Source organism: Enterococcus sp. DIV1096b, from assembly GCF_050498765.1.
GTDB lineage: Bacteria > Bacillota > Bacilli > Lactobacillales > Enterococcaceae > Enterococcus_D > Enterococcus_D entomosocium.
Genome location: NZ_JBMHEK010000001.1, coordinates 2,146,372 through 2,161,835, shown reverse-complemented (window position 1 = coordinate 2,161,835; position 15,464 = coordinate 2,146,372). Strand labels below are relative to the sequence as shown.

Here is a 15,464-nt window from a genome sequence, read left to right as displayed (position 1 = left end):
AAACGATCTAGGAAAAAATGCAAAACAAGGAAGTGAAGTCATGAATATCAAAAAAGTCAGTGAACTGAGCGGTGTCTCAGCTGATACCATCCGTTACTATGAAAAAATTGGGCTGATTCCGCCGGTCAAACGCAATAAAAACGGTGTTCGTGAATTTGATGATGACGACTTAAAATGGATCACCTTTACTAGGCAAATGCGTAATGCTGGACTATCGATTGATGGGTTGAGTCATTACCTGGCTTTATTTGAAGAAGGGCGAGGGACGGTTCCTGAGCGCAAGCAGCTCTTAGCAGAACAAATTGCGGTACTCAGGGAGAAAATCTCAGATATGACGGAAGCTGTTGAACGTTTAGAATACAAACTAGAACATTACGACGAGCATGTTCTGCCGACAGAAGAACGATTGCGTCAACGAAAAGCCAATTTGGTCACTAAGTCTTAATGACTGAATTCGCTACTATGGAAATTGAAACGTTCTGCTCAATGGAATCCAATAGAAAGGAAGCTTATGAAACGACTTGCGATTTTAGGTGCTGCTGGAACGATTGGGCAGCTGACACGCCAAACACTTTTAGAAAGCACCAATTTCTCCCTAGTACTCTATGCCCGCCAGGCAACGGAGCGTTTACAACAGATTGATGCTGCGCGTGAGACGATCATTGATGGTGACTTTCTCGATTTAGGACGACTCGTTCGGGCATTGCAAGGTTGCCAGTCGGTTTTTTTGACGGATATCCATGATTCGCGGGCAACGCTGCGGGTGATCGAGGCGATGAAATTAGCAGAGGTCAGCCAATTGATCAGTGTCGCACCAGAAAGAAACCTTTGTCATCCAGAGGCATTAAAGCAATTGGTGTCCGCAACTGATCTTTCCCTTTCCCCGAAAAAGCATCAGCTGTTATTGCAGCAAAAAAATCGCTTGATGTCCTATCAATTGATTAAAGGATCAGAATTGTCGGTTTACTTTGTTCATTTGCCGTCAGAGAAGAAACGTATGGCGAATAGAAGAGCATGGCGGGAATCTGTTGTAGAAGAAATCCTTTCCGCTTGTGATTGCTGTGCAGCTTAACAGCAATCTTAAAGGAATGAAAAAATAGCAGAATACTTTCTTGAAGGTCAGAATCAATTTTTTCATGTTTTCATGAAAAAATTGGTTCTTTCTTTTACGATTTTTTTGATAGAATAGACAGAAGCTTTTATACATAAAAATAGTTGCCAGATCGAAAGGAGAACGTTGATGGAAACACTTATCAAAAAAAATCTTGCTTTATTGCTTGGGGTGCTATGGATCTGCATCGCATTAAACTTCTTCCTTTTACCTCACAGCATTGCTTCTGCCGGCGTCGGGTCGATTGGCTACCTCATCGAAACTGGCTGGTCGATCAATCGCCATATCGTTGTCTGGGGTATAAATTTATTGATGCTGGCCCTTGCGTTTTTACTTTTGAAACGAGAGGTCTTTGTCAATACGGTTATCGGTAGTTTGGCATTTCCCGTTCTTCTAGCACTTTTACCAGAAATTATGCTGCTGCGCTTTTATTCCATCTCATTGATTTTAGGTAGTTTCTTCTTTAGCTTCGGCATCTTTTCGCTCTACAAAATTGGTGCGTCTAATGGCGGCGTGACGATTCCGCCACTAATTTTGGAAAAATACTATGGCATTCGCAGATCTAGTGGGGTTTTCTTAACCAATTTGATCATCATCTTATTGAACCTTCTGATCTTTTCTTGGCAAGAAGCACTTATTTCTGCCTTTTCAATCTACTTGATTGCCTTCTTCATGCGCCTCTTCATGAGAATCGAACAAAAAATGCAGGCCAAGAAATCTGTGAAAGTCCAAGGAACAGCAAAATAGAGTAACATTTCAGAAGCAAAACATCGGTGCAAAAAATCTGCACCGATGTTTTTTAATATTTTCTTTTTCTTAGAACAGCTATGGAACCAGTCAAACAAGCGATGATCAAAAAGCAAGTTAACAACAGTGCTGGCAGCAGTTCCCCTAGTTTGATTTGGTCGGTTAAGTAGTTAGGAAATTGGCTGGAAAGGGAATATGGATTCCAGTTTGTTACTTGACTCCATAGGTTGCCTAACATGCCCATCAGATAACAGACGCCAATAAACAACAAACCTTGATAGATACTTTTAGCAAAGCTGGAACCTAGCAGCAGGATGCTGATTGCTAGTAAACCGAAAAGCCAATAGCTGACCAAAGCGCTAGGGACTTGAGCAGCGCTGGAATCATCGAAATAAATCATCGTATAAAAAGCACTGACACTGGCACTTATGAGGTAACTCAAAGACCAAAGAATCATTAAATAGCAAGCTTTTGCTATGACGATCGTGGTTTTTGGTAAGCCTCTGGTGATCAGCTGAATAAAGGTACCCTGATTTATTTCGGCTGAGAGCGTATCGGTAAAAAGAATCACAAATACTAGCAGGCCAATCGTGCCGATGTTGCTGTAAAACTGAAGCCACGCATCGATCGATGTCGGATCAGCAATCGTGATTTCAATCGATTCCGGCATCATACTGGCCATCAGTTCTGGCATGATTTTGGCAGTAAAGGGAGAAAGCATACCAATCAGGGCAAACAGGATCAAGCAAATCAGTAGTTTTTTGCTGCGAAGACCGCCGAGAAACTCTTTCTTTAAGAAAACAAGAAACGCATTCATTTGATCACCTCCAAATAAATCGACTCTAACGATGGTTCGATTCTTTGAAAGGATTCTGGGACAATGTGTTGTTCGTTCAGCAATTGTAGCAGCTGTGAACCGATATTGGTTCCAGTTTGTTCATCGATCAGTAATTGATTGTTCTTTCTTTTCGCCGAAATACCGTGGATTGCTAACACTTTGGCAAATTTTAAATGGTCACCTTCGTCGGTAAAGACAATCCCAAAGACGGTTTTTCGATAACGGTTTTTCAAGGAATCCATCGTTTCGAACGCACGGATCTGACCTTTGTGCAAAATCGCAATATAATCTGACAGCTGTTCGACATCTGCGAGAATATGAGAGGAAAAAAGCACTGTCGTTTCTTCTTTGATTTTTTCCAATACATCAAGAAATGCTTTGCGTCCTAGAGGGTCTAGTGCGGATGTTGGTTCATCACAAATCAAGATGGCGGGGCGGTTGATCAGAGCTTGGGCTAACCCTAGACGTTGCTTCATGCCGCGAGAAAAGCCAGCGATTTTTTGTTTCGAAGCTTCCAGGCCTACCAACTCTAAGACTTCCATCACTCGCTGAGGCTGAAAAGATTCTTTATTTGGCTGAATTTTTCCGCAGAAAGTCAAATATTCTACAGCTGTCATAAAAGAGTAAAACTGCGGCACATCTGGCAAATAGCCGATCCAGCGATTGGTCTTGGTTGAGCCAAATTGTACTGGTTCGCCACAGACAGTGATTTCGCCTTCATCAATAGGGAGTAACCCTAAAATCGCTTTCATGGTGGTTGTTTTGCCGGCGCCGTTTTCCCCTACAAATCCCACGACACTCCCTTTGGGGACCGAAAAGGATAGGTCTTGTAGCACTTGTTTGTGCCCAAAACGTTTGGATAAGTGATTGATCTCGATCATCTTCATTGTTGATCCCCTTTTCCAAAAGCAAAATAAAGGATAGGACCGATCAGGCTAACAAAACAGGCGATGAAGAGCCAAAGAATACGAGAGCCAAACTTAAATTGTTCTTGTTTTAAAATATCTCGAACTGCCAAAACGATCAAGATCAATTGCAAAAGAATCAGAGGGATCAGTATGGGCAAATAATCAGATATATTTTCTGGTACGTTTAGTGAAAAACTATTCATGTGAGTCACTCCTTTGCGAATTAGATACTTGTTCAGCCAGATTGCTCAAGCGCTGAAACAACTCTTTAAATGGGGGTTTTTCTTGATACGGTTCAAACAAGGGTGTCAGCTGTGCTATTGCAAGAAATTGTTTTTTGACACTACCTGAGTTACGCGGGATCTGACTCCCTAATTCTAATTCACTGATCCACTCATCGATGCTGTTGAAATAATCATCTCCTTTCAAAACGATTTCCTCTGGAGTAGCTTCTAATGTTTTGACATACAGCGTTAATGCTTGTAACAATAAGCTTTCTTTTCCTAAAGCAGCAAACGAAACCATCCCAGCGGCTAGAAAATTCAGTAAAGAGAGGGGATGCAATTCGGCCAGTTGGAAGCTCTCGCTGAGTGCCAGTCCACGTGCATAGGTTTTTTCCAGTTGCTCCTCGTCTTGTGTGAGCATTGCTAAATAATTCGTTAGCAAACTCATAAAAATAATTAAGTACTGGTAAATCGCACTTTGCGTAACGATCTCAGCTTGTTGCAACTGATTTTTTTGCTGAAATGCTGCGGCAATCAACGGTTCGCTAGGTAAAAAAGAGAGAGTTTTCGTGCCAAGGATCGCCAAGACTTCTTCTGGCTTGTTTCTCATCAGAAGACAATAAGCATCGATCTGTTTCGCTTGTTGTGCCAGCTCACTGTCTCCTTGGTCCATGATCCGTTGGTACAGGGTTTCTGCTTCCTTCAAATAGGTATTTTTCTTTGCTTCCATCAAAGCGTCTTCGTAAGTTTGCCCTTTCGGGACGCCTTCTACGGGGACATCCGGCAACAGATCCCAATGATTCAAGTAAAAGGACCCCATTTGTAATAAGAATGGATAACAAGAGTAATACCGTTTGGTAAAACTTTGAGCAAGAGCGAGAACTTCCGTTGGTGTTTTTGTTTGGAAGGCGTCTTTTAATAATTGGTAGATTCGCTGGATCTCTTTAGGTGATAGCTGCGAATCTAAAATCAACAATTCATCGACGCTGCAATCAAAATACGCCGCTAATAAGGGCAGTGAAGTGATATCTGGATACGTCTGTCCCGTTTCCCATTTTGAAACGGATGCTTTTGACACGTTCATAAATGCTGCTAATTCTTGCTGCGTAACGCCTCTGTGTTTTCTTCTCCGGGCGATTTCCTCGCCAATTGGTAAGTCCATAGTACACCTCCGATAGGTTTGTTTGATATACTTCTATCATAAGAGGAGAAGGGATAACTTACAATGGATTACTAGTTAACTTTTGGTTGATTTGATTAACCATAGGTTGATTATTAACGTAGGTGCCCCCATCTCTGGCAAAGAGATGATCTAGAAGGAGAGGCAGAATGATGAAAATTGTAGCAGCGATTGATTCCTTCAAAGGAAGCGCCACTTCCGCAGAATTAAATCAAGCGGTCTTAAGCGGGTTTTCAGACCAGTGGGAAAAATGTAGTATTCCCATCGCTGATGGGGGAGAAGGCTCAATGGCAGCAGTCTTTGCTGCGTTTGGAGGCAATTACGAAACGGTTCCAGTGACCGACCCATTAGGTGGTAAGTTGCAAGCCCGTCTGTTGGTCACAAAAATCAATGAAGAAAAAATCGCTTTGATTGAATCTGCGGAAGTGATCGGATTGCAACTCGTGGAACCTAGTGACGAGACCACCCGCAATAGCTCTTCTTTTGGTTTAGGCCAAATGGTCTTAGCAGCTTGCAGACAAGGAGTGAAAAAGATTTACCTGACCCTTGGCGGTAGCGGCACTTCTGATGGGGGCGTAGGCTTTTTACTTGCGTTAGGAGCAACCATTCAAAGAAACGAGCGAATGGAAAACAATCCTTTGCTGCAGGCAGAATCTCTGGAGCTCAGCCAGTTGAACCCTCTGCTTGCACAAATTGACCTGTTTGCTTTAGCCGATGTAACAAATCCTTATTCAGGTGAACAAGGATTTGCGTCAGTTTTTGGTTCACAGAAAGGGGCAACCAAAGAAACGATCCAGCAGTTGGATCAACAAGCAAAGCGTTTGGCTGAACACATCAAGCGGACCACGGGGATCGATTTGGAAGTCCCTGGTTCTGGTGCAGCTGGGGGCCTTGGTGGTGCGGTTTATTTGGCAGGTGGTCAGTTGGTTCCGGGATTTTCGACGATTGCTTCCTTGATTGGATTTGAGGAAAAAATCAAAGGAGCAGACTTATTGATCACCGGTGAAGGTCGTATCGATGGCCAAACAGCTAGGGGGAAAGTACCCTATGGTGTCGCTTTGCTCGCTCAAAAACGCCAACTCCCAATTGTTGCAATCTGTGGCTCCCGAACCGAACGTCTCGGCGAACTGTCGCAATTGCTTCCAACAGTCTTCAGTATCCAACAAGGACCAGTTTCCTTGGCAGAAGCGATGGAAAAAAAGCGAACCTTGATTAATGCTCAACAGACTGCTCAAGCCATCGCCGGCTTTGTGGAGCAGTGGCAAAAAAAGACCGGATCAGTTCCTTCAGAAGGCACTGATTTTCCAACCAAATAAGAAGCAAACACCAAAAAACTTCGTAGGGAAGGCAATCGCCACTACGAAGTTTTTTGGTGTTGCGCCTTTTTTAAGCCAAGGTGGCTTGTGCTTCAATTTCCACTTTAAATTCAGGGGCAACCAAGCCGGCAACGATGACGAGACTCATGGCTGGTTTGTTTTCTGCTAAAATAGTTGTAAACGCCGTACGGACAGCAGCTAAGTATGCAGCATCCGTTAAAAAGACGGTCATTTTAACCACTGATGACCAAGACAGTTGATTGGCTGATAAATGCTCTTCGATTTTCTTCAAAACGATGGTTGTTTGCTCTTGCGGGTCCTCAGGTGTGGCTCCGTCTTGTGACGGCGATTGACCAGAAATGAAAAGAAAAGGTCCTTGAGCGATTTTTGTATCGGTATAGATTGCCATTTATTTGGCTCCTTTCTTCTATCTTACCTTTGGATGATGGGGACAGATAGCAATTGATTGGGTGTGTCTTAGTTTACTTGATTACACCTGCAAAAACAATCAACAAATGTTTTCTGTTGGTTTTGTGAAACCACGGGACGAAGCCGCCCTTCCCCTTTAATAAAAACACTCATTTTTTTCAGGCTCCACTGAAATTATCGCCAGAATTTTATGGTTTTAATGTCTTATACTATGTTCAGATCAAATAAATAAACAAGGAGGAAAAAAATATGAATTGGTACAAAAACACAACAGAAGAACTATTACATACGTTGCAAACAACACGGCAGGGCCTTTCCTCCGAAGAACGCAACCAGCGTTTAGCAAAGCAAGGTGAAAATAAAATTACTGAGGCTGCGCAGATCCCTACATGGAAGAAAGTCGGCAAGCATTTTACAGACTTACTGATGTTGGTCTTAATCGTCGCAGCCGTCTTAAAAGGGGTTTCGGGTGATTATATCGAAAGCGGCATTATTATGGCGGTCGTCGTCATCAATGGATTAGTCGGCTACTGGCAAGAGCGTAAAGCCCAAGAGTCACTGGATGGGTTGAAGCAATTCATGGGGCAAGAAGCAACAATTTATGTTCATGGCCGCAAGAAGAAAATTGCTGTTTCTTCCTTAGTAAACGGAGATTTAGTCGTTTTAGGACCAGGAGATGTCGTACCAGCAGATATGCGCTTGATCGAAACCCATGATCTTGTGATTGAAGAGTCTATCTTAACCGGCGAATCTGAGCCAGTTCAAAAAAAGACCGAACCCATTACTCAAGAAAGTACGATTGGTGACCAGCGGAACATGGCGTTTTCTGGTACCCATGTAGAAAGCGGAACTGCCAGCGGGATCGTCGTTGAAACAGGAGACGATACACAAATCGGCCAGATCAATCAAGCAATTCAGTCTGTGAAAGCGCAAGAAACCCCGTTGATCAAAAAAATGAAGCAATTGAATCACCAAATCTTTAAAGGCATTATCGGATTAGTGATTTTCTTGATCTTCTTTACTACCTTCCGCTACGGCTTTGATCTTGATCTCTTGTTCTCATCAGGTATCGCATTAGTTGTAGCAATGATTCCTGAGGGCTTGCCAGCCGTGCTGACCATGATTTTATCGATGGGTGTCAAGGAAATGTCTGAGGAGCAAGCAATCATCAAAACGATGCCATCAGTGGAGACACTAGGTGCCATGACGGTGATTTGTTCAGACAAAACAGGAACCTTGACCAAAAATGAAATGACGGTCGTCGATGTCTTAGTTGAGTCAAACGTGGATAAAGCAACGGTGCTTGATATCATGGCAAATTGTCAAGATTTGAAGCAAGACGAAGGACAAAAGGCGGCTGAACTCGTTGGAAACCCAACCGAAAAAGCCTTGTTACAATACGCAGAATTAGCGCAGCAACCATTGCGTAAAACAGTCGATAAAATTCCTTTTAGTTCCTCTTACAAGTACATGGCAACACGCCATCAAAATCAAGAAGAGCCGAATGACTCGGTAGTGTTTGTCAAAGGTGCGCCCGAAGTGTTGCTTGAGAAAAGCCAACTGACTTCAGATCAAAAGCAATGGTGGTTTGATGAAAGTGCAAAATTAGCAGCGAAAGGGCAGCGACTGATCGGCTTTGCGCATCTGACGCTGTCGGCACAGGAGTCCTTGTCCCACGAAGCACTCATCAATTTAACCTTTGTTGGGATCGCTGGCATCATTGATCCTCCGAAAGACAGTGCCATCAAAGCAGTAAAAGAGTGCTTGCAAGCGGGCATCCAAGTCAAAATGATCACAGGAGATCATGGCAAGACCGCTCAAGCTATCGGCAAGCAAATTGGATTGAAGCACACGAATCACGTGTTGGAAGGGCTGGAAATCGATCTGCTGTCTGAGGAGGAGTTGCAGCAAGCAGTCCAAAAGACAGATATCTTTGCTCGAACGACCCCAGAGCATAAATTACGGATCGTTAGTGCTTTGCAGGCGAATGAAGAGATTGTCGGAATGACCGGCGATGGTGTAAACGATGCACCAGCTCTGAAAAAAGCCGACATTGGGATCGCTATGGGGATCAAAGGCAGTGAAGTAACGAAGCAAGCAGCCGATATGGTTTTGGCAGACGATAATTTTCATACGATCGCCAATGCCGTCCGAGTGGGTCGACGGATCTACGATAATTTGAAGAAAACCATCAACTTCTTCTTACCAACGGCTGTTGCACAAGGATTGATCGTTATTGCGGCACTCTTGTTGAACCGACCACTGCCACTGACACCTGTACAAATTTTATGGGTAAATATGGTGACAACCATCACGCTTTCTTACGCACTCGGTTTTGAAAAGGCAAGTGCGGATGTCATGAATCGACCACCACGGCCAATCAAAGAAGGTATCTTATCTTGGTACAGTCTGTTCCGCATCTTCTATGTCTCGCTGTTAATCATGATTCCTTCCTACGTCTTAGCGATTCAGTTTGAAGGAACGGTCCTTCAACAAAGCATGCTACTGCAAAGTATCGTCTTTGCTCAAGCAGTCTACTTACTGAACTGTCGTGAGCTGGTAAAGCCGGCGTTGAATCGCCAACTCTTTGCCAATAAAGCACTCTTAGTCTCCCTGGCACTACTGATTGTATTGCAGGCAGCGATTTTCCTAACACCTATCGGACACCAGCTTTTAGGGATCGGTTCTTTGACGCTGATGCAGCAGTTGAGTATTGCAGCCAACGGGGCACTTCTTTTCACAGTCGTCGAAGGTGAGAAATTTATTACAAACAAGCTGCAAGGACGTCAAAAAGCTGCCCCAGTGAAACAATAAAGGCAGCTTGATGATTCTAGTGATAACTTAAATAATAGGTTTGAATGAGCTCAGTCACTTGATTGAGCTCATTTTTGGTCGGTACCATCGATAAATAAAAGACTGGGACAGGGGCATCATCTAATGGGAAGTTTGACAAAACAAAATCAACGTCGGTTGCCGATAGCCCTTCTAGTTGACCTGGTTCGATCGCCGATAGCAGAATACGTGCTCCGAGAAAGTCATTCAATTCTTGCATAAGGTAAGCTTTCCATGCTGGCTCCCCTTGAAAGATAAAGTATCCCTTTGCCCGGATAGGGTTGATTTGTAAAATAGCCTGTTGGATCAACAAGGTGGTGGTTGACCATAAAGGAAAACTCGTTTCCCTTTGACTGTTTGTCTGTTCTTCTAAAAAGTCATGGATCGTTGCTTCTATCGGTAGCGAATAGGGCTGATTCAAGCGCTGGATCTCGTGAAATTCTAACCCAAACCATTCTGAGAGTTTGGCAGACTCTTGCGTTTTGATCAAGAGCAGCAACAGATTCTCAATCAGCTGCGTCCCGCTAGCGAGAGGTAGCTGCAACGAGCGGGCTAATTGTTCGACAAAATGGGTCGTTTTATCGTGAATGGTTTGATACGTTTCAAGAGTCGCTTGAATCGTTTGGGACCAATCGTTATTGTAGTTCCAGCTTTCTAAAAAACAGTAGAAGCTAAAGAAGTGTTCGCTGCATTCTAAATATACGCCTTCTTTTTGGTAGAGATAACTTAATGGCTGTTGGAAAAGACCGTAGAGGGGATCATCCCCATTAAATTCGAAGGAATCCATGCGGCAATTGGCCTTGATACGGATTGTATTGATAAAAAACCAGCAAGTACCGAAGATTTGTTCTACGTCGATTTGGAGTTTATCTTTGCCCAGACGCTGTAAAAAATGTTGATAGTGGGTCTCATGAATTGTATATTCCTCAAAAAAGTAATTGTTATGGGTATAAGGCAGTAAAAGTCGATGGAAAAAGACCCGAATATTGATCTCACTTCCTTCAAAGCGGATCACGCGATTTGTGATGCGAATCCGTAAGGAAAAATCCGTCAAACTTTTATTTAATTTTGTAATATGCCGCCGCAAAGTTTCATAGGAAGTTCCCGCTTGGCCAAGAATTTCTTGCGTGCTAAGTTCGCTGGAAAAAAGCAATGCTTTCATTAAAGAAACACCGATCGATTGAGGGAAAAACGTTTCCCATAGCTGACTCATCAACAATGGCCCATCATGGGTCAAAGCAAAGCCATTACTGGCGGCTTCAATCTGCCAACCTTCGGGTAATTGTTGACGAATATAGGTTATATCAGAAAAAACCGTTCGTTCCGTCGTATCGATCAATTTTGCTAGTTGCTTGGCAGTGATCATTTTGTGATTCGCCAGTTGTTCCAAGAGAAGGATCTGACGTAATAAATCCTTCTCGGTAATGATTTTTTTCATCATCCCATCCATGACAAAAACTTCCTTTCTGAGTCTTTCGTGTTCTTTTTGATTTTATACGAAAAAGGCAAGTTTTGCTATTTCCAATTCACCGAATGATGTTTTTCTATTAAAAAAGATGGAATGGGTATCCTTCTGAGTAACTGTCTAAAGGAATGAGGTTTTTTATGTGTTTTAACGGTTAGAGGTCTATCATATGTTCGTATTTCTTCATTCGCAAATACAAAGAATAACTTTCTTTCGATAATTTTATTTTTGAGGAAAAAAGACTCTTTTTGCGAGAGGCGTAGAGTTTTCGATGGAGAGCAGAGTCGATGATCCATTCAATTTCTGCTTGTTCTTCCTCTGATAAATCGGCATTTTTCTCATTGGATTGAATGAGAGAGTAAGTAAATTCTAAGCAGCTCATTTTATAAATAAAGGTGGAGAAATATAATTTGTCTATGTGCATTTAATCACCCTTTCTTATATCCGGTTCAATCATATAGAATAATATTTTGAATAACAATTCTGTTTTTTCATGATGTCATGAAAATTTTGGGTAAATGTCGATTTATTGGTAAAAGATAGCGAATATTTCGTAGCTTGATCTTCACGTAAGGTTTATAAAAAAACAAATATTATTTAAATGGATCAGCAACTATAATTAAGTAATCTGAAAGAAGTGAAGGGCATTTTTGGCCTAAAGAATGTGTCGTTATTTTGGTTAAGACAAACCGTTGCAGGATGTTTTCTTGTTTTGTCAAAAGGAGTCAAAAAAATAAAATTCGCTTTTTCCTGTTGACAGATCAACAAAAGCCGCGTAATATAGCTACCAATAACTCATTAAGACTAAACAAAAGAGAAGTATGAGGACGTTCGTCTTGCAGAGAGCTGATGGTGGTGCAAATCAGCAGATTGACGCTTCAGAAATGGACTTTTGTGTCGAAAGGCTGAAATCAGTAGGCTTTTTCCGGGAACTCCCGTTACAGAGAACGATCGTTGATAGACGATCTAGAGAACCAATTGAGGTGGCACCGTGAGTAATCGCCCTCAGGCAGACAAGTTTGTTTGCCTGAGGGCTTTTTTGTTTTTCTTGCCTTTCAACCAATAAAAAAATAAACGTAAAATCAAACTAAGAGAAGTACTTGAGTCTTTTTTGGTTACAGAAAGTCGGCGGTGATGAGAGTCCGGCACCAAGAAATCAAGGAAATGGCCTTAGCCGATCATTTTTTGAACCCTTTTTTGGCAGTAGGAAAATGCGGGAACTCCCGTTATAGAGGAAGACCGTTGTTAGACGGTTGATAGAGAAGAAGTTGTTTATTTGGGCAACTTCAATTGAGGTGGTACCGCGATCATTCGCCCTCAAGCAGACGTTTTTATGGCGTTTGCTTGAGGGCTTTTTGTTTACAAAGAAAGGAGCAGCTTATGTATCGAATGGAACGAATCAACAGCGATTGTTTGACACCTGTCTCAGTTTTTTTACGGATTCAAGGGGCGCATAAATGTTTATTGGAAAGTATTCCCAGAGAAGAAGATACCGGACGCTATTCGATCCTTACCTTTGATCCCGTTCAGAAAATGACCTTTAAGGATGGTGTTTTTCAAGTGGAGGATCTTTTGAAAAAAACGGTCAACAAGTACCCGTGTCAGGATCCTTTAAAAGAAATGGAAGGGTATGTAGTCAAAAAGGAAATTAGCGCTTTACCGAATCTACCGCTGCAAAGTGGGGCTATCGGGTATGCGGGCTATGATATCGCCGCTTGCTATGAAGACATCGGACAACTGCCCGCAGATGAATTGCAAGTGCCTGATATGGCCTTTTGGCTTTTCGAAACTTTTCTCGTTTTTGACCATCAGACGGAAACTTTAACGATCATTCTTGAAAATTGCTATAGCCAAAGAGGAACCGTCGAGATGGAGCAGGTAATGCAAGCAGTGAAGCAGCAGTTAAGGACACCAGTCGCCGCTGAGACCCGTGTATTGTCAAATGAAAAACTGCATTTTACCAGCAATGTTACTCAACATGCCTATGAAGCGATCGTTCAAGAGGCGAAAGCCCGAATTACGGCGGGAGACATGTTCCAAGTCGTTCCTTCGCAACGTCTGAAAGCGTCATTTAAACAAGAGCCCTTTGACTATTACCGCAAACTACGAGTGACAAATCCTTCCGCGTATCTCTATTATCTTGATTTCGATCACGGATTTAAAGTGATTGGTAGCTCACCTGAAAGCCTGATTCGCGTTCAAGGCGACGAAATCACCACGAATCCGATCGCTGGTACCCGCAAACGAGGTGCAACCAAAGCAGAAGACGAAGCTTTGGCAAATGAACTATTGGCAGATGAAAAAGAACGTGCAGAGCATCAGATGCTGATCGATCTTGGGCGCAATGATTTAGGGCGGATCGCTGAACATGGGACGGTTCATGTTCCTTTATACATGGTGATCGAGAAATACCGCTATGTCATGCACATCGTTTCGGTAGTGGCTGCCAAGCGCAGAGCAGGTGTGACGGCAATGGATGCCTTGAAAGCAACCCTGCCAGCAGGCACGGTCAGCGGGGCACCAAAGATTCGTGCCATGACTCGCATCTATCAGTGGGAAGCTGTTCGAAGAGGGGTCTATGCTGGTGCAGTTGGTTATTTTTCACGAAATGATCAAGCGGATTTTGCCATCGGGATTCGGACATTGGTATTGAAAGACGAGATCGCATATGTCCAAGCAGGGGCGGGGATCGTTTATGATTCTGATCCTTCATCTGAATACCAAGAAACATTACACAAAGCCAAAGCACTATTGGAGGTGTCAGCCAATGATTTTACTCGTCGATAATTATGATTCCTTTACGTATAACTTAGTCCAGCAATGTCCAGCGGATACGATCGTCTTGCGAAATGACGATCCAGAGCTTTTTATTGTTGCAAAAGAAGCAGATGGCATCATTTTTTCCCCGGGACCAGGCCGTCCCGAAGAGGCAGGATTCATGATTTCTTTGATCAAAACATACCATGATAGCAAGCCGCTTTTAGGCATCTGCTTAGGTCATCAAGCCATTGGTGAAGCGTTTGGTGCCAAAGTGGTCCAAGCACCAGCTATTATGCATGGCAAGCAATCGACCCTTACGTATCAGAAAAAAGGCGTATTCGAAACCTACCTAGGAGATATGACTGTCATGCGCTATCACTCGCTTGTCATTGAGCCAGCGACACTTTCAGCGGAATTTGAGGTGTTGGCTGAAACAGAAGGGATCATCATGGCGATTCAGCATCGCGAAAAACCAATCGTAGGACTCCAATTCCATCCAGAATCAATGGGAACAAACGAGGGGGCATTTTTCATAGAACAGTTTCTTAAACTCGTCTCGGATAATACAGAAAAAACACAAGATGAAAAAAGGAGGAATCTTTAATGCAAGCACTAAAAAAGCAGCCGCCGCAACAAATCACTCAGCAATTATTTAATGGCCGTCATTTAAGTTATCAGGAGATGCGTCACTTTGCTCAAGGAATTTTAAGCGGGGTGTTTTCAGAAAGTCAATTGGGCGCAGCATTAGTTGCGATGAAGATCAACGGCATCACAGCTGCCGAATTGACTGCTTTAGCAGAAATTATGTTAGAGCATGCCGTGACCATTCCTTATGAAGGAGGAGACACCATGGACAATTGCGGCACTGGTGGTGACCACGCCAATAGTTTTAATGTCTCCACTACGGCGGCTTTCGTGTTAGCAGCCGGGGGAATCACGATGGCAAAACACGGCAATCGCAGTATCTCTAGTCGTTCAGGCAGTGCCGATGTCTTAGCCTGCTTGGGGGTATCGATCCAAGCATCACCAGAAAAAATCGCCGATCTATTAGCGACAGTCGGCATCGCTTTTCTCTTCGCCCCGTCGTTGCATCCGGGCATGAAAGCAGTGATGAAAATACGGCAAGAATTAGCGACACCAACGATTTTTAATCTATTAGGCCCTTTGATCAATCCTGTGCCATTGACTACGCAACTGATCGGTACCTACGCAGGCGAGAGCTTGGCCGACACCGCTCAGGCGTTAGGCAGTCTTGGTCGACAACGAGCAATGGTGATCCATGGATGCAATGGAATGGATGAAGCCAATTTGGCAGGTGAAACGGCGATCAGTTTTTATCACGAAGGAAAGGTGACGAATTTTTCTTTGGATCCGCAAGCGTATGGCTTTACGCCAGCACCGATCGAGGCGATCGTCGGCGGAGATGCGGCTCAAAACGCCGCGATCTTAACTGCGGTGTTGAAAAATCAACCCTCCGTTTATCTAGAAACGGTGGTCTTAAATGCAGGGTTAGGTTTTTACGCTAACGGCAAAGCCGCCACGATAGCGGAAGGGTTTGCGATGGCACGGGCGTGTATCGCTTCGGGCGCCGCCTATGACAAACTGCAGGAGTTGATCCGCCAGTCAAATAGTCAATAATTACGAAAGCTGTAAG

At 43.4% G+C, this 15,464-nt stretch carries 14 protein-coding genes and 2 other annotated features; of the genes, 8 read left to right on the top strand and 6 right to left on the bottom strand.

The genetic code is table 11. The features are described from left to right. Positions 1-40 precede the first annotated feature (40 nt). The 3 genes from IGJ17_RS10320 to IGJ17_RS10310 all read left to right on the top strand — a co-directional run bounded on the left by IGJ17_RS10320 (position 41) and on the right by IGJ17_RS10310 (position 1,858). Positions 41-445: a MerR family transcriptional regulator gene (locus IGJ17_RS10320; protein WP_005235261.1), complete on the top strand. Its 405-nt coding sequence runs from the start codon at positions 41-43 to the stop codon at positions 443-445. A 66-nt stretch (positions 446-511) separates the two neighbouring features. Further along, on the top strand, positions 512-1,072 hold the full coding sequence (locus IGJ17_RS10315) for an NAD(P)H-binding protein (RefSeq protein ID WP_429961328.1): 561 nt from the start codon (positions 512-514) through the stop codon (positions 1,070-1,072). A gap of 168 nt (positions 1,073-1,240) precedes the next feature. Further along, entirely contained in the window at positions 1,241-1,858 is a 618-nt protein-coding gene (locus IGJ17_RS10310; protein ID WP_008378566.1) for a YitT family protein, read from the top strand. Positions 1,859-1,910: 52 nt separating this feature from the next. Here the strand turns inward: IGJ17_RS10310 and IGJ17_RS10305 are convergent, their stop codons facing one another. From IGJ17_RS10305 to IGJ17_RS10290, 4 genes are read right to left on the bottom strand one after another with little or no spacing between them, the layout of a single operon-like run. Then, positions 1,911-2,675, bottom strand: a complete 765-nt coding sequence (locus tag IGJ17_RS10305) for an ABC transporter permease (protein WP_005235271.1) — start codon at positions 2,673-2,675, stop codon at positions 1,911-1,913. Next, on the bottom strand, positions 2,672-3,583 hold the full coding sequence (locus IGJ17_RS10300; protein WP_008378547.1) for an ABC transporter ATP-binding protein: 912 nt from the start codon (positions 3,581-3,583) through the stop codon (positions 2,672-2,674). The genes IGJ17_RS10305 and IGJ17_RS10300 overlap by 4 nt, the downstream gene beginning before the upstream one ends. Further along, positions 3,580-3,807, bottom strand: a complete 228-nt coding sequence (locus IGJ17_RS10295) for a PLD nuclease N-terminal domain-containing protein (protein ID WP_005235274.1) — start codon at positions 3,805-3,807, stop codon at positions 3,580-3,582. Before IGJ17_RS10295 ends, IGJ17_RS10300 begins: the two co-directional genes overlap by 4 nt. After that, on the bottom strand, positions 3,800-4,990 hold the full coding sequence (locus IGJ17_RS10290; RefSeq protein WP_061054280.1) for a helix-turn-helix domain-containing protein: 1,191 nt from the start codon (positions 4,988-4,990) through the stop codon (positions 3,800-3,802). Before IGJ17_RS10290 ends, IGJ17_RS10295 begins: the two co-directional genes overlap by 8 nt. 167 nt (positions 4,991-5,157) lie before the next feature. Here IGJ17_RS10290 and IGJ17_RS10285 point away from each other — a divergent pair, with 167 nt between their 5' ends. Further along, a complete protein-coding gene (locus IGJ17_RS10285) occupies positions 5,158-6,324 on the top strand; it encodes a glycerate kinase family protein (RefSeq protein ID WP_082741588.1) in 1,167 nt (388 codons plus the stop codon). A gap of 70 nt (positions 6,325-6,394) precedes the next feature. Here IGJ17_RS10285 and IGJ17_RS10280 read toward each other — a convergent pair whose 3' ends face one another. Beyond that, positions 6,395-6,733, bottom strand: a complete 339-nt coding sequence (locus tag IGJ17_RS10280; protein WP_429961327.1) for a RidA family protein — start codon at positions 6,731-6,733, stop codon at positions 6,395-6,397. A 269-nt stretch (positions 6,734-7,002) separates the two neighbouring features. Here IGJ17_RS10280 and IGJ17_RS10275 point away from each other — a divergent pair, with 269 nt between their 5' ends. After that, the gene (locus IGJ17_RS10275) at positions 7,003-9,567 is read left to right on the top strand and encodes an HAD-IC family P-type ATPase (RefSeq protein ID WP_429960687.1); all 2,565 of its coding nucleotides are present in this window, start codon (positions 7,003-7,005) and stop codon (positions 9,565-9,567) included. A gap of 16 nt (positions 9,568-9,583) precedes the next feature. Here the strand turns inward: IGJ17_RS10275 and IGJ17_RS10270 are convergent, their stop codons facing one another. Then, positions 9,584-11,035, bottom strand: coding sequence for a helix-turn-helix domain-containing protein (locus tag IGJ17_RS10270; RefSeq protein ID WP_144330565.1), 1,452 nt, complete (start codon positions 11,033-11,035; stop codon positions 9,584-9,586). A gap of 812 nt (positions 11,036-11,847) precedes the next feature. Continuing rightward, positions 11,848-12,060: a binding site (T-box leader), on the top strand. Positions 12,061-12,126: 66 nt separating this feature from the next. Beyond that, positions 12,127-12,372, top strand: a binding site (T-box leader). Positions 12,373-12,430: 58 nt separating this feature from the next. On the opposite strand from IGJ17_RS10270, the gene trpE reads away from it, so the two are divergent. Genes trpE through trpD form a run of 3 tightly spaced genes read left to right on the top strand, consistent with a single transcriptional unit; the run spans position 12,431 to position 15,448 of the window. Beyond that, complete coding sequence (trpE, locus tag IGJ17_RS10265) at positions 12,431-13,837, top strand: anthranilate synthase component I (RefSeq protein WP_429961326.1); 1,407 nt, start codon at positions 12,431-12,433, stop codon at positions 13,835-13,837. After that, on the top strand, positions 13,818-14,414 hold the full coding sequence (locus tag IGJ17_RS10260; protein WP_005235288.1) for an aminodeoxychorismate/anthranilate synthase component II: 597 nt from the start codon (positions 13,818-13,820) through the stop codon (positions 14,412-14,414). The genes trpE and IGJ17_RS10260 overlap by 20 nt, the downstream gene beginning before the upstream one ends. After that, positions 14,414-15,448, top strand: coding sequence for an anthranilate phosphoribosyltransferase (trpD, locus tag IGJ17_RS10255; protein WP_429961325.1), 1,035 nt, complete (start codon positions 14,414-14,416; stop codon positions 15,446-15,448). Before IGJ17_RS10260 ends, trpD begins: the two co-directional genes overlap by 1 nt. Positions 15,449-15,464 lie beyond the last annotated feature (16 nt).